Source organism: Kribbella soli, from assembly GCF_004331345.1.
Lineage (GTDB): Bacteria > Actinomycetota > Actinomycetes > Propionibacteriales > Kribbellaceae > Kribbella > Kribbella soli.
Map to the genome: position 1 here is coordinate 738,665 of NZ_SJJZ01000003.1, position 14,643 is coordinate 753,307.

The window sequence follows — 14,643 nt, forward strand, 5'->3', positions numbered from 1 at the left end:
CAGCTTACCCTGCGTCCGAGATCCAGAACGATCGGGCATGAACGCCGTACCTCCGGACATGGTTCGTCCGCATCATCCGGTCCTACCGTCGATCACGAACACAACAGACCGATCAACGGAGTACCTGATGAAGATCGCAGTCAACGGCGCGAGCGGCTACACGGGCCGCCTCGTGGTCACCGAACTCGCCCGCCGCGGCATCGAAGCGGTGCTCGTCGGCCGGAACCCCGAGCGGCTTCGTGCAGCCGCGGGCAAGACCGGCTTCGAGGTCCGGATCGCCGACATCGGCGACCAGGATTCGCTGGCGGCCGCGTTCGCGGGCGCCGACGCCGTGGTCAACACCGCCGGGCCGTTCGCTCGGCTCGGCGCGCCGGTCGTGCGCGCAGCGATCGCCGCCTCCGCGCACTACGTCGACACCACGGGAGAACAGCATTACATCAACGAGGTCTTCGACACCTTCACCGATGCCGCCGTCGATGCGGGCGTCAGTGTCGTGCCGGCCATGGCCGACGACGGCGGGCCGAGCGACTTCATCAGCCACCTCGTCGGGGAGACCGCCGGCCCGGTGGACAGACTGACGGTGGCACTTTGGTACCGCGACGGCAGCTTCAGCCGCGGGACGCTGCGGTCGCTCGACCCGAACCTGCTGTTCGACGGGGCGCTGCGCTACGAGAACGACGGCTGGACGACGTACGGCGCGGCGAGCCACGCGACGTGGCGCTTCCCGAGCGGGGACGCGCCCGTCGGGGTGAGCAAAGCGGCGCTCCCGCCGGTGGCGACGGTGCCGAGACACGTGCCGGTCGGACGGATGGAAGGTCTGCTCGGCGGGTCGTTCGACGCGCTGAAGGTGATCACCCCCGCGGTCATCGACTCGCTGCCCGAGGGACCCGACGACGAACAGCGGCGGCAGGGCAGGTGGACGATCTCGGTCGAGGCGTCCGGGCAAGACGGACGTACCGTGCGTGGCGAGGTCGAGGGCACCGACGGCTACGGCAAGACAGCGGTGATCGCGGTGGAGGCAGCACGGAGGCTCGTGACGGACGGGGCCAAGCCCGGCGTACTGGCACCTTCCCAGGCATTCGACCCGGAGACGTTCATGGACTTCCTGTCCGAGCACGGAGTGCGGTGGCGGGTCACGGAGGGCTGATCCCCGGCGACCTTGGACTGAGCCTAAGGTTGGTGGGCATGAGCCTGACGCCCGCCGAACAGAAGGTGCTGGATCGCATCGACGAGGACCTGCTGGTGCAGATCACGCAGGATTTCGTCCGGGCCCCTGGACAGAACCCGCCCGGTGAGGAAGCCGCCACGGTGGCCGCCCTCACCGCGGCGGGTCGTCAACTCGGGCTCGACGTCGGTACCTCTGTTGTCGAGCCCGGCCGGGACAACGTCTCGATCACGCTTGCCGGCGGCAACGATCCCGGCCTGCTGCTGCTCGGTCACACCGACGTCGTCCCGGTCGGCGACGGATGGACCGTCGACCCGTACGGCGGACTCCTGCGCGACGGCCGGATCTACGGCCGCGGCACATCCGACATGAAGGGCGGCCTCGCCGCAGCCCTGGTCGCACTCGCCGCCCTCCGCGGCACCACGCTGAGCGGCCCGGTCGAACTGGCCGCCGTCGTCGACGAGGAAGAAACCGGCAAGGGCATCCGCGCCTACATCGCAGCCAACCAGAACGAGCTCCGGCGGTACGTCGGTTGCATCACGGCCGAACCGACCGACCTGCAGACGATCATCGCGGCGCGCGGTGACTCGTACCTCCAGGTCTCGGTCCACGGCCGCGCCTCGCACGCCGGCAACCCCGACGGCGGCGCCAACGCGATCTACGGCGCGGCTGCCGTCGTCGCCGAGATCGAACACCTGCACAAGGAACTCGCGGCCGCGCCCCATCCCCTGCTCGGCCCGGCGACCTGGAGCGTCGGCCAGATCAACGGCGGCACCGGCGGCTCGATCGTTCCCGCCGACTGCGTGATCGTCGCCGACCGCCGGCTGCTTCCCGGCGAGTCGCCCGCCGAAGTACTCGCCGACCTCGGCCGCCGCGTCGCCGCGCTGCACCTGGAGGACCGCGGACTGACTGTCGAGCTCGCGATGCCGATGGAGATGCCCGCCTTCGAGACCCCCGAGGACACCGACCTGGTTCGGATCGCCGAGGCCGCGCGGTTCGACGCCGGCGGACCACCGATGCCGCTCGCAGGATGGACGGCGGCATGCGACGGTGGGTACATCGCCCGCGATCTCGGCGTACCGGTGGTTGTTCTGGGCCCCGGTTCGGTCACCACTCAGGCGCATCGCGCGGACGAATCCGTTGCCGTCGCAGAGCTCGTCACGGCGGCACGCGCGTACGCCCTCACCGCACTCCGACTGCTATGAGTAGGCGGGTGGTTCTTCGGAACGGGTCGGTGCTTGATGCCGGGTCTGGCGTCGTGCATCGGGCGGACGTTGTGCTCGAAGATGAGCGGATCGTCGGGGTCGGGATCGGGCTGGACGGCGACGACGCGATCGACTGTGACGACGGGTTGCTGGTGCCGGGGTTCATCGACTGCCACACGCACCTGTGCATCGCGCAGACGCGGATCGACCCGTTCGGGCTGCCGCGGTCGGTTCGCCCGCTGTCCGCCGTACCCGTGCTGCGAACTCTCCTGAGTCTCGGCGTCACGACGGTGCGCGACGCGTGGGGCGCGGATGCCGGGGTGCGGATGGCCGTCGCGAAGGGCTGGATCGATGGGCCGGAGGTGCTGCTCAGTCTGCGGCAGGTGGGTACGACGGGTGGCATCGGCGACCTGTGGGCGCCGCGGACCGGGTCGCTCGACTTCTTCGAGGATCCTTCGCTGCCCGATCCGATCTTCGACGGCGCCGACGGGGCGCGGGCCGTCGTACGGCGGATGGTCCGGGCCGGTGCCGACTGGATCAAGGTGACCGTCACGGGTTCGCTGGCGATCGGGAAGGGGCTTGCGGACCTCGAACTGACCGAGGACGAGATGACCGCGCTGGTCGACGAGGCGCGGCGGCGCGGAGGCCGGCGGATCATGGTGCACGCACACGGAGCCCGGGCCGCGGAACTCGCCGCCCGCGCCGGTGCGGGAAGCATCGAGCACGGAACGTACCTCGACGAGGCCGCGGTGCAGGCGATGGCCGAGCACGGGACCTGGTACGTGCCGACTCTCTCCGTCACCCAGTCGGATCCGACCGCCACGCCGGAGGGCGCCGCCGAGGCCCATCTGGAGTCCATGCGACTCGCCATCGATGCGGGAGTGCGCATCGCGATGGGCACCGACAACCCGGTCCGGCCACACACGGAGGTGCTGTGGGAACTGAGGCATCTCGCTGCCGCCGGACTGGGTGACGCCGGCGCGCTGCGAGCGGCCACGATCGACGCGGCGACGCTGCTGGGACTCGCGGACGACCGTGGGGAGATCGCGGTGGGTAAGCGGGCGGACCTAGTTCTCCTGCAGGGCGTCGACCTGGACTGCAGCTCACTCGAGACGCGCATCCAGCGGGTGTTCCACAACGGAGCCGAAGTCGGGCGTTGACTCTGACACGGTGTCAGACCGTAGACCGGCTGCATGTACACAGCAGGAGAGGTCGCGGAGCGGATCCGCACTGGTCAGGTCACGTCGCGTGAGGTGACGGAGGAACTCCTCGCGCGGATCGCGGACGACACGCAGGTCAACGCGGTGGTCGAGGTCCGGCGCGAACACGCCTTGACGGAAGCGGACCGAGCCGACGCGCTCCTGGCCGAGCGCGGTAGTGCAGTCAGGCGGGGCGGTGTGGTCGGGCCGTTGCATGGGGTGCCGGTGACGGTCAAGGAGGCTTTCAATGTCGCCGGGATGCGTACCACCTGGGGCAATCCGGCGTTCGCGGAGTACGTCGCCGACCGCGACGCGGCTGTCGTGGAACGGCTGCAGCGCGCCGGCGCGATCGTCGTTGGGAAGACCAACGTGCACGCGATGCTCGCGGACTTCGGGCAGACCGCGAACGAGATCTACGGACGGACCAACAACCCCGCCGACCTCGGCCGTACCCCGGGCGGATCTAGCGGCGGCGCAGCAGCAGCGCTGGCGGCCGACCTCACCTACCTCGAGTACGGCTCCGACCTGGTCGGCTCGATCCGGCTTCCAGCGGCGTACTGCGGTGTGTACGGACTCAAGCCCACCAACGGCCTGGTCCCACTGCGCGGCTTCGAGATCCCCGGTACGCCGTACCTCCCGACCGAACTGCCCAACTTGTCAACAATCGGACCGCTAGCCCGCTCCGCCGCCGATCTGCGGATCGGACTCCGCGCGACCGCCGGCGCCGAAGCCCCGTACTCCTCCAACCTCCGCCCGCCACGGCACGACCGGCTCCAGGACTACCGCGTCGGCATCGTCACCGATCACCCCGCAGCGCCTGTCTCCAGCGAGGTCGGCGATGCGCTGTCCGACACGATCGACCGCCTGGCCCGCAGCGGCGCGAAGATTGTCAACAATTGGCCGGACGGGGTGGACGCGAACGAGCAGGCGGCGGAATTCGGCCGCCAGGTCGAACTGTTCTTCGCGCTGCACGGCGACTCGGACAGCGAGCTGACCGCCGCGGCTGTCCGCGACCTCGACCGGGGCCGGATGCAGGCGCGTGCGAGATGGCAGCGGTACTTCGACGACGTCGACGTCTTCCTGTGCCCCACGAGCTTCACCGTCGCGTTCCCGCACGGTACGACGACGATCGACGGGCAACCCTATGAAACACAGGTGTTCTGGATCGCGCACGCAGCATTGACCGGTCATCCCGCGCTCAGCATGCCGATCGGACGCACACCAGCCGGGCTACCGGTCGGTGCCCAGGTGGTCGGCCCGTGGCACGAGGACGACACCGCGATCACCTTCGCGGAACTCCTGGCTGGTTGACTGCCGTCATGTTCGCAATCGGAGAGTTCGCCCGCCACGGCCGGGTGTCGATTCGGATGCTGCGGCACTACGACGCGCTCGGCCTGCTACGACCGGCGTACGTCGATCCCGTCACCGGCTACCGCAGCTACACCGCCGGTCAGCTCGCCGACCTGAACCGGATCGTCGCGCTCAAGGATCTCGGCTTCTCCCTCGACCAGGTTGGCACGATGATTGTTGACAATCTCAGCCCGGCCGAACTGCGCGTGATGCTCACGATGCGACGCGCGCAATTGGAGACCATGCTGGCGGAGGGCTCCGCGCGGCTCGCACAGATCGAGTCACGTCTGCGCGGCCTGGAAGCCGACGTCCCGACAGCGGACGTCGTGGTCAAGGAGCTGCCCGCCGTACGACTCGTCGGCCTCACCGCCACGGCCGCGAGCTTCACACCTGACGACATCACACCCGTGGTGCACCCGCTGTGCGCGGAGCTCGGTCGACGGTTGCCGAACTCCGACGTACGGCCGTCCGGTCGGCTGACCTGCCTGTACGCGCAGGAGTCCGAGGACGAGGTCGTCGTACGCGCGACGGTACCGGCCGCGGTCGATGCCGGAGGCAACCTCAACGGACTGGAGGTGATCGACCTGCCCGCGGCGCAAGCCGCGACGCTGGTGCACCGCGGGCCGATCGACCAGGTTCTGCCTTCGTGGCAGGCGTTGGCGCGCTGGCTCGACGACAACGGCCGACGCGCCGCCGAGCCCGCCCGCGAGCTCTACCTCGACACCCCGGAGGACCCGGAGCACTGGGTCACCGAACTGCAGCAGCCGCTCACAGCCGGCTGAAGGACAACGTCTCCCCGCGCGCGCCGCCCATCCAGAGGTCCTGGCAGGCGGCGGCGAACTCGTCAAGGTTCTCGGTGATCGCGCCGAACACGTTGCCCGGGACCCAGCCCTGATCGCCGTTGATCAGCAGGTTGTTGCGGCCGTAGAACACCGCGAGGTCGACAATCGCACCAGTTGTCCCGGTACCGGTCGTGTTCTCGTACCCGTACGCCGGATTCCCCAGATCGTCGGAGTCGAACGAGAACCAGCACAGATCCCCCGGGATCGGCGTGACCGTCGTGTTCTCCTTGCCGGGATCCGTGGCGAACCCCGGCAGCAGCGTGTAGATCTCGTTCCGTGCGTACTTGCCGTGGAACACCGGCGCCGACAGCGGCAGCGCGTCCCACACCGCCGCGCAGGTCCGCGGCGCCACGTCGTCGAGCAACTTCGCCACGCAGCTCACGCCGCGCTTGTCCAGGCTGACGGTGATGTGCTTGCTCACTGGGCCTCCAAGGTCGGGGTACGCCGATGCCAGTCCGTGGCCGCCTGATACGCCTGGCCGACCCGCAGCGTCAGCGCGTCGGCATGCCGCGGCGCGACCACCTGCAGTCCTACCGGCAGCCCGGCGCGGGTGAAGCCGCACGGCACGCTCAGCGCCGGCTGCTGGGTGAGGTTGAACGGGTACGTGTACGGCGTCCAGTCGGTCCAGTCCTGCGAGGTCGAACCGTCCGGCACGTCCTGGCCGACCGGGAACGCCGGGATCGGCAACGTCGGTGTGACGAGTACGTCGTACCGCTCGTGGAAGCGGCCCATCAGTGTCCCGAGGTCCATCCGGACCGCGCTCGCGTCGAGGAAGTCGGACGCGGAGTACGCCGCCCCGAGCTCCGCGACCCGGCGCAGTCCCGGATCGACGCGATCGTCGACCGTGTACGCCGAGAGCACCTTCGCGGCGCCGGACCACCACAGCACGTTGAACGCGTCGATCGGATCCGCGAACCCCGGATCAACCTCCGTCACCTCGGCGCCCAAGCCCTCGAGTACGCCGACCGCGGTGCGGACCAGCTCTTCAACCTCAGGATGATTGTCAACAAAACCAAGATCTACAGAGAACCCGATCCGCAACCCGGCGATGCCGTCGTCGAGTCCGTCCAGGAACGACCGGCCCGGAGTCGGCATCGCCGACCAGTCCCGCGAGTCGAACCCGGTGACCACGTCGAGCAGCGCCGCCGTGTCGCGCACGGTGCGCGTCATCGGCCCCGCGTGCGACAACGTCCCGAACGCGCTCGGCGGAAACAGCGGGATCAGCCCGTACGTCGGTTTCAGCGCGACCGTACCGGTGAACGCGGCCGGGATCCGGACCGATCCGCCGCCGTCGGTGCCGAGCGACCACACGCCCATCCCGAGTCCGACCGCGGTCGCCGAACCGCCGCTCGATCCGCCCGACGTCTTCGCCGGATCCCACGGGTTGCCCGTCGCGCCGTACGTGTGCGAGTCGGTGACGCCCTTCCAGGAGTACTCCGGCGTCGTCGTCTTGCCGAGGAAGACGGCGCCGGTCTCACGCAGCCGGGCGACGGAAGGCGCGTCCTCGTCCCACGGTCCGGCCGGGTCGATCATCGTGCTGCCGCGCATTGTCGGCCAGCCTCTTGTCCACAATGCGTCCTTGATCGACGTCGGTACGCCGTCGCCGGGGCCGAGTGGCGCGCCGGCATGCCAGCGGGCCTCCGACGCCTTGGCTGCGGCGAGCGCCCCCTCGGCGTCGACGAGTACGAAAGCGTTGACCTGCTCGTCGTACCGCTCGATCGCGTCCAGTGCTTCCTGCGTCGCCTCGACCGGGGACAACGCGCCGGTGCGGTAGCCCTCGACCAGCTCGGTTGCTTGTCTCATCGATCTCCTGTCGGAATGTAGCCAAGCTTCTTGTCGACAATGTTCAGCAGCGGTTCGCCGGCCAGCCAGCGCCGAACGTTGGTCGCGAACTGGTCCCCGAGGGTGTCGCGCCAGCCGATCACGTCACCGGACATGTGGGCGGTGACAGTCACGTTCGGCGCGTCCCAGAGCGGATGTTCCGGGGGCAGCGGCTCGTTGTCGAAGACGTCGAGGGTGGCAGCGATCCGTCCGTCGCGGACTGCGGCGAGCAGTGCCGTTTCGTCGACAATCGGACCGCGGGCAACGTTGACAAGGTGTGCGCCGGGCCGCATCGCGGCGAGGACCGCCGCGTCGACGAGCCCACGGGTCGCGGCGGTCAACGGTGCGGCGATCACGAGGTGGTCGGCCCACCCGACCTCGGCCGGAAGATTGCTGCTGGCAACAATCTCGCCGAAGTCCGGGTCGTCCCCTCGCGCGACCCGGCCGGCGCCCCGCACCTCCAACCCGGCGGCGCGAAGCAGCCGGGCAGTCTCTCTTCCGATCGCACCGGTCCCGACGACGAGCGCCTTCGCGCCCAGCACACTCCGGGTCTCACGGTGCTGCCAGCGACGGTCGCGCTGCAGTTCGAAGCTACGGAGGCTGTCCTTGGCGTTCGCGATCACCGCACCGAGCACGTACTCGGCGATCGGCCGGTCGAACACGCCGTGCGCGTTCGTCACCACGACCGCGGAATCCCGCAGTTCGTCGAAGAGCAGCGTGTCGACACCGGCCGCGGTCACATGGATCCACTCGAGCGCATCGGCGTCCGCCCAGACGTCCCGGACCGCCGTGGAGAAGAAGTCCCAGAGCATCAGGGCCCGCGCACCCCGGACCGCCTCGCGCAGCCCGTCCGCGGCGCAGTACCGGAAGTCGGCCGGCAGGCCGTCGAGGCCCGGCGGCCGGTCGGTCGCGCGCTCACAGAGCACAGCGATGACGGGACGCTCGGTGCTTGCTGGCGGGGAGGCTGGCACGCCATCGAGGCTAGGAACTCGCTAGTAGGATTGTCAACAATCTCCTGATGGCCGCACACTGACTCGCATGAGCACGCGTCCCTCCACCCACCCGATGCCGGCGGCAGTGCCTCCACTGCTGCAGACCGGTATCGGTGTCGTCGCGCCGTACGACTTCGCGCTCGACCGCGAACTGTGGCGCTGGGTGCCCGACGACGTCACGCTGCACGTCACGCGGACGCCGTACGCACCGATGGCCGCCACCGTCGAGATGGCGGTGCACATCTCGGATCCGGAGCTGATCGCGCGGACGACGTACGACGTACTCGCGGTCGCCCCGCTCGCGGTCGCCTACGCCTGCACGTTCGGCAGTTTTGTCGGCGGGTTGACCGGCGAACTGGCGCTCGTGGACGCGATGGTCGGTGCCGGTGCCCCGGCCGCGGTGACCACGAGCGGCGCATTGCTGCTCGCGCTGCGCCGGCTCGGGATCAACCGGATCGCGACAGTCACGCCGTACACGAACGACCTGACCGCGGGGCTGACCGCGTTCCTCGCCCAGGCCGGGATCGAGGTGGTCGCGACCGCCGGGCTCGGTCTGATCGCGCAGATCTGGGCCGTTCCCTACGAGACGACCGTCGAGCTGGTCCGCAGCGTCGACAGCGACCTGGTCGAAGCGATCTTCATCAGCTGCACCAATCTGCCGACGTACGACGTGATCGCCGGGCTGGAGGCCACGCTCGGCAAGCCGGTGCTGACCGCGAACCAGGTCACGATGTGGTCCGTGCTCGAGCTCGCCGGGCACACCGGGATCGGTCCGGAGCAACGATTGCTGAGCGTCCGATGAGCGAATACACCGCCCGCCTGGCGAAGGTCCGCGCCGTACTGGCCGAGCGTGGTTTGGGCGCGCTCGTGGTCAGCGATCCCGCGAACCTCTTCTACCTGACCGGCTACGACGCCTGGTCGTTCTATACGCCGCAGTGCCTGCTGGTTCCGGCCGAGGGCGACGTGTGGTTGTTCGCGCGGGCGATGGACGCGGCCGGAGCGTCGTACACCTGCAACCTGCGTGCGGACCAGATCCACGGGTATCCCGAGCAGCTGGTACACCGGCCGGACGTCCATCCGTACGACTGGATCGCAAACGTCTGCCACGACCTGATCCCGCCCGGCGCGGACGTCGCGGTCGAAAGCGACGCGCACTACTTCACCGCGCGCAGCTACCTTGCCCTCAGCAACGGTCTGCCCGGTCGCCGGCTGGTCGACTCCGCGGAGCTCGTCAACTGGGTCCGGCTCGTCAAGTCGCCGTACGAGATCGGCCTGCTGCGGATCGCCGGCACGATCGCCGAGCAAGCGATGCGGACCGCGCTCGATCGGCTTCAGCCGGGTCGGCGGCAGTGCGACGTCGCCGCGGAGATCCTCGCCGCGCAGACGATCGGCACGCCGGAGCACGGCGGTGAGTACCCGGCGATCGTGCCGATGCTGCCGACCGGTGCCGCCGCCGGTACGCCGCACCTGACCTGGAGCGATCGTCCGTTTGTCGACAACGAGGCGACCACGATCGAGCTGGCCGGCGTGTTCGGCCGGTACCACGCCCCGCTCGCCCGCACCGTGATGCTCGGCGACCCGCCGCGGCGGCTTCGCGAGACCGCGAAGATCGTTGCCGACGGCATGCAGGCGGCATTGTCGGCAATCCGGCCAGGCGTCACCGGCGGCGCCGTACACGCCGCGTTCAACGACGTGATCGCCGCGCACGGTCTGGTGAAGGAATCCCGGATCGGGTACTCGATCGGTATCGGGTACCCGCCGGACTGGGGCGAACGCACCGTGAGCCTGCGCCCCGAGGAGACCACCGTGCTGACCGCGGGAATGGCGTTCCACCTCATCCTCGGGATGTGGATGGACGGCTGGGGCTACGAGCTGTCCGAGCCCGTGGTGGTCACCGCCGACGGAGTGGAACGACTGACCGGTCTGTCCCACGAACTGACGATCAGGAGGTAGTCCCTTGCCAGCACTCCCGTACGCCGCACGCGCCGCCGGACTGGTGGGTTCGGTGATCGACTCGAGTACGTCGCTGCTGCACAAGCAGACGCACGACATCGTCCGCTTCGCGATGGGATCACCCGCCGCCGAGGCTGTACCCGCGCAGATCCTGGCCGCGATCGCAGCCGACGAGCTGAGCCGGCCCTCCAGCTACGACTACGCCGCGACCGAGGGCGACCCGCCGCTGCACGCGGCGCTGCTGGAGATGCTGCGCGGGACCAGCGACGAGACGACCGCCGAGCGGCTCACCATCACCGCCGGCGGCATGCAGGGCCTCGACCTGTTCTGCAAGATCTTCGTCGACCCGGGCGATCTGGTCGTCGTCGAGTCACCGACGTACACGAACGGCAGCGCGACCGCGCTCTCGTACGGCGCGGAGCTGCTCGAGGTACCGGTCGACGACCACGGCATGATTGTCGACGATCTACCGCGCTTGCTGGACGGGCGGCGGCCGAAGGCGATCTACACGATCCCGACGTTCCAGAACCCGTCCGGTGCGACGCTCTCTCTCGAACGGCGGCATCGCCTGCTGGAGCTGGCCCGGTCGTGGGGCTCGATGGTGATCGACGACGACCCGTACGGCCTGCTCCGGTTCGCCGGCGAGCCGCTCCCGACGCTGCGCGAGCTCGGCGCGGGTGATCCGCTGGTCTTCGCCGTACGGACATTCTCGAAGATCGTCGCGCCCGGTCTGCGGGTCGGCTGGGTCGATGCGGATCCCGAACTGCAGCAGTTGCTGATCAACGCGAAACAGGCGATGGACACCTGCACGAATCTGCCGGCGCAGCGGCTGCTCACCGGGTTCCTGACCGGCGGGCATCTCGAGGAACATCTCGTTCGGCAGCGGGCGGAGTACAAACGGCGCAAGGAAGCGATGCATGCCGCGCTGACCGAGCATTTCGGCGACGTCGCGCACTGGACCGATCCGGAAGGCGGCTTCTTCCTCTGGGTCACGCTGGAGAACGGCGTCAACGCCGAGGAACTGTTCGAGCTCGCGCTGGCCGAAGGCGTCGCTTTCATCCCCGGCCCGGCATTCTCCCCCACCGCCCGCTTCCAGAACGCCTTCCGCCTCTGCTTCGCCTCGACAGCCCCCGCCCGCATTCACGAAGGCGTCACCCGCCTCCGCCGAGCCGCCGACAAACTGGTCCCCTAGCCGGGTGTGGTGGGGAGGGCTTCGGCCAGGAGTTGGGCCAGGTGGCGGGGATGGCGGGGTGTGGCTTGGGCGATCTGCGTGCGGCAGCTGAAGCCGTCGGCCAGGACGGTGGTTGTCTCGGGCAACGATCGTACGGCGGGGAGCAGCGAGCGTTCACCCACTGCTGCTGAGATCTCGTAGTGGTCGCGTTCGAAGCCGAAGTTGCCGGCGAGACCGCAGCAGCCCGGGTCCGCGAGGCCTGCCTCGATGCCGGCCGCTGCCATCAGTTTGCGGTCGGCGTCGAAGCCGAGGACGGCGTGCTGGTGGCAGTGCGGTTGGACGAACGCCGCTCCCCCGACGTGCGGCGGTTGCCAGCCGGACTCGGCGAGCAGCTCGGAGAACGTGCGGGTGTTCGCGGCCGCCGACGCGGCGAGCGGGTTGTCGGCGAGGAGGGCGGGGGCGTCGTGGCGGAAGGCCGCCGTACAGCTGGGTTCGAGGCCGACGATCGGCGTACCGGCTTGGAGGTGTGGGGCGAGTACGCGGAGGGATCGGTTGAGGACGCGGCGGGCGGTGGTGAGCTGACCGGTCGAGATCCAGGTGAGCCCACAGCAGACCGGCTTCGCGGGCAGCACCACCTCGAACCCGGCAGCCTCCAGTACGGCGACCGCGGCACGGCCTATCTCCGGCGCGAGGTAGTTGGTAAACGTGTCCGGCCAAAGCACAACCTGCCGCTCACCCGACCCCGGGCTGGTGCGGTGGGTGAACCAGTGGGTGAAGGTCTCCGGTGCGAAGGGCGGGACGTCCCGTTCGGCAGCGATTCCGCCGAGGCGCTTGGTCAGTTGCAGGCCGGCGAAGCGGTTCGCGACGCCCGGAGCTCGGGAGGCGAGGCGGGACCACAGAGGCAGCCAGCCCATCGACCAGTGTGACAACGGCCGCGCCCACGGACGTCGCGCGTAGTGGTGATGGGTGAACTCGGCCTTGTACGTCGCCACGTCGACGTTCACCGGGCAGTCCGACAGACATCCCTTGCACGACAGGCAAAGGTCCAACCCGTCGCGTACCTCGGTCGACCGCCACCCGTCTGTGATCAGGTCGCCCTGCAACATCTCCCACAACAGATGCGCCCGTCCACGCGTCGAGTGCACCTCGTCCCGCGTCACCTGGTAACTGGGGCACATCACGCTGCCGGACGACTGCCGGCACTTCCCGATCCCCACACACCGCCGCTGAGCCTGCGCGAAGTCGTGCTCATCGTCCGGGTAGTCGAAGATTGTCAACATTCTGCGGTCCTTGGCCGGCCCGTCGTGCCGGATCGCGAGGTCGAGCTGCGGCGGGTCGACGATCATGCCCGGGTTCAGCACGCCCGCCGGATCCCAGATCCGCTTCAACTCGCCAAGGAGCGCGACCCCGTCGGCGCCGTACATCCTGCTGAGCAGTTCGCCGCGCGCCCGCCCGTCACCGTGCTCGCCGGACACCGAACCACCGAGCTCGACCACCAGATCCGCGGCCTGCTCGACGAACTCCCGGTACGTCGCGATCCCGCGCGCACTCAGCAGGTCGAAGTCGATCCGCATGTGCATGCAGCCCTCGCCGAAATGCCCGTACGACGCACCCGACAGACCGTGCCGCCCGAGCAGTTCGTCGAGACCGCGCAGGTACGCGCCCAACCGCTCCGGCGGTACGGCGGCGTCCTCCCAACCGCCCCACGCCTCGGCCCCGTCCGCGCGTCGCGTCGCCAGGCCCGCGGCGTCCGTACGGCACCGCCACAGGACCGCCTGCGCCTTCGGGTCGGTCACCAGGGACGCGGTCGCACCGGAATCACGGAGTTCTTCGAGCATCGCGCGTGCAGCCGACGCGGCGGCTGCCTCGTCCTCGCCGCCGATCTCGACCAGCAGCCAGGCGTTACCGCTCGGGAGCCCGGCGTGGACCGCAGCGTCGCGCACCTCCGTCGGCAGCCGGTCCACCAGTTCGTTGTTGATGGACTCGATCGTGAGCGGCGCGTGCCGGAGCACGACCGGCACACAGTCGGCCGACGTGATCGAGTCGGCGAACCCGAGAACGCACAAAACCTTTGCCTTGGGCAACTCAACGAGCTGGACCGTCGCCCGCAGCGTTGCGGCGAGACCGCCTTCGCTGCCGGCCAGCAGAGCGGCCACGTTGTACCCGTACTCCGGCAGCAGCCGATGCAGTGCATAGCCGGAGATCTGCCGCGTGAACTGTCCGAACCGGCGGCGGATCAGCAACTCGTTCCGCCCCGCGAACGCCTGCAGCGCCTGATGCACCTCCCCCTCACGCCCCGGCCGAGCCGCCAACGCCGCAAGCTCAGCGGCGTCCGGAGCGGCGCCTGTGCCGAGCCCAGAGTCGAGTGTCAGGCGGGTTGCGTCGGCGAGGATCACGTCCAGGGAGCGGAGGTTGTCGGCTGTGGTGCCCCAGGCAACCGAGTGAGCGCCGCAGGCATTGTTGGCGATCATGCCGCCGAGGGTCGCGCGGCTTGCCGACGACGGATCGGCGCCGAACGCCAGCCCGTGCGGTTTCGCGGCGGCCAGCAGATCGGTCAGTACGACGCCCGGCTCGACGACCGCCGTACGCGCCGACGTGTCGATGTCGAGGATGCGATTCACGTGCCGGGACGTGTCGATGACGACGCCGCCGATCGCGTTGCCCGCCATCGACGTACCGCCGCCCCGCACCACCACCGGCGCCCCAGCTGCGGCAGTCAGCGCAACAGCCGCTGCCAGGTCCTCGGCATCAGCTGGTACGACGACCAGGTCCGGCACCGCGCGGTAGTTCGACCCGTCCGCCGCGTACAGCGCCCGCGTCCCTCGATCGTCGCCAACCTCACCCCTGAGTTCCCGGCGCAGCGTGCCTGCCAGACGCGCGGCGTCGTACGCAACGGATCCGGTGCCGGGACGCTCTGGGGTTAACATTGTCGACAATCTACCTTT

The 14,643-nt window shown here is 69.5% G+C and carries 12 protein-coding genes; 8 read left to right on the top strand and 4 right to left on the bottom strand.

Features of this window, described 5'->3' with window-relative positions; translation table 11 throughout:
- Window positions 1-127 precede the first annotated feature (127 nt).
- From E0H45_RS26405 to E0H45_RS26425, 5 genes are read left to right on the top strand one after another with little or no spacing between them, the layout of a single operon-like run.
- A complete protein-coding gene (locus E0H45_RS26405) occupies window positions 128-1,147 on the top strand; it encodes a saccharopine dehydrogenase family protein (RefSeq protein ID WP_131342220.1) in 1,020 nt (339 codons plus the stop codon).
- 38 nt (window positions 1,148-1,185) lie between these two features.
- A complete protein-coding gene (locus E0H45_RS26410) occupies window positions 1,186-2,370 on the top strand; it encodes a M20 family metallopeptidase (protein WP_131342222.1) in 1,185 nt (394 codons plus the stop codon).
- Window positions 2,367-3,530 (top strand): amidohydrolase family protein, encoded by a 1,164-nt coding sequence (locus E0H45_RS26415; protein WP_131342224.1) that lies wholly within the window; start codon window positions 2,367-2,369, stop codon window positions 3,528-3,530. The genes E0H45_RS26410 and E0H45_RS26415 overlap by 4 nt, the downstream gene beginning before the upstream one ends.
- A 33-nt stretch (window positions 3,531-3,563) precedes the next feature.
- Window positions 3,564-4,880: an amidase family protein gene (locus tag E0H45_RS26420; RefSeq protein WP_131342226.1), complete on the top strand. Its 1,317-nt coding sequence runs from the start codon at window positions 3,564-3,566 to the stop codon at window positions 4,878-4,880.
- Between the two features lie 8 nt (window positions 4,881-4,888).
- Window positions 4,889-5,701, top strand: a complete 813-nt coding sequence (locus E0H45_RS26425) for a MerR family transcriptional regulator (protein ID WP_131342228.1) — start codon at window positions 4,889-4,891, stop codon at window positions 5,699-5,701.
- Here E0H45_RS26425 and E0H45_RS26430 read toward each other — a convergent pair.
- The 3 genes from E0H45_RS26430 to E0H45_RS26440 are packed head-to-tail and all read right to left on the bottom strand — an operon-like array spanning window position 5,688 to window position 8,553.
- Window positions 5,688-6,182 carry a DUF3830 family protein gene (locus E0H45_RS26430; RefSeq protein WP_131342230.1) on the bottom strand — a complete coding sequence of 165 codons (495 nt, stop codon included), beginning with the start codon at window positions 6,180-6,182 and terminating at the stop codon, window positions 5,688-5,690. The genes E0H45_RS26425 and E0H45_RS26430 overlap by 14 nt on opposite strands.
- The gene (locus E0H45_RS26435) at window positions 6,179-7,564 is read right to left on the bottom strand and encodes an amidase (RefSeq protein ID WP_131342232.1); all 1,386 of its coding nucleotides are present in this window, start codon (window positions 7,562-7,564) and stop codon (window positions 6,179-6,181) included. Before E0H45_RS26435 ends, E0H45_RS26430 begins: the two co-directional genes overlap by 4 nt.
- Window positions 7,561-8,553 (bottom strand): D-2-hydroxyacid dehydrogenase, encoded by a 993-nt coding sequence (locus tag E0H45_RS26440; RefSeq protein WP_131342234.1) that lies wholly within the window; start codon window positions 8,551-8,553, stop codon window positions 7,561-7,563. The genes E0H45_RS26435 and E0H45_RS26440 overlap by 4 nt, the downstream gene beginning before the upstream one ends.
- Window positions 8,554-8,620: 67 nt before the next feature.
- On the opposite strand from E0H45_RS26440, the gene E0H45_RS26445 reads away from it, so the two are divergent.
- The 3 genes from E0H45_RS26445 to E0H45_RS26455 are packed head-to-tail and all read left to right on the top strand — an operon-like array spanning window position 8,621 to window position 11,719.
- Window positions 8,621-9,376, top strand: coding sequence for a maleate cis-trans isomerase family protein (locus E0H45_RS26445; protein WP_238155293.1), 756 nt, complete (start codon window positions 8,621-8,623; stop codon window positions 9,374-9,376).
- Entirely contained in the window at window positions 9,373-10,527 is a 1,155-nt protein-coding gene (locus E0H45_RS26450; protein WP_131342236.1) for a M24 family metallopeptidase, read from the top strand. Before E0H45_RS26445 ends, E0H45_RS26450 begins: the two co-directional genes overlap by 4 nt.
- A 4-nt stretch (window positions 10,528-10,531) precedes the next feature.
- The gene (locus E0H45_RS26455; RefSeq protein ID WP_131342238.1) at window positions 10,532-11,719 is read left to right on the top strand and encodes an aminotransferase-like domain-containing protein; all 1,188 of its coding nucleotides are present in this window, start codon (window positions 10,532-10,534) and stop codon (window positions 11,717-11,719) included.
- Here the strand turns inward: E0H45_RS26455 and E0H45_RS26460 are convergent.
- On the bottom strand, window positions 11,716-14,625 hold the full coding sequence (locus E0H45_RS26460) for an FAD-binding and (Fe-S)-binding domain-containing protein (protein WP_131342240.1): 2,910 nt from the start codon (window positions 14,623-14,625) through the stop codon (window positions 11,716-11,718). The genes E0H45_RS26455 and E0H45_RS26460 overlap by 4 nt on opposite strands.
- Window positions 14,626-14,643: the final 18 nt, after the last annotated feature.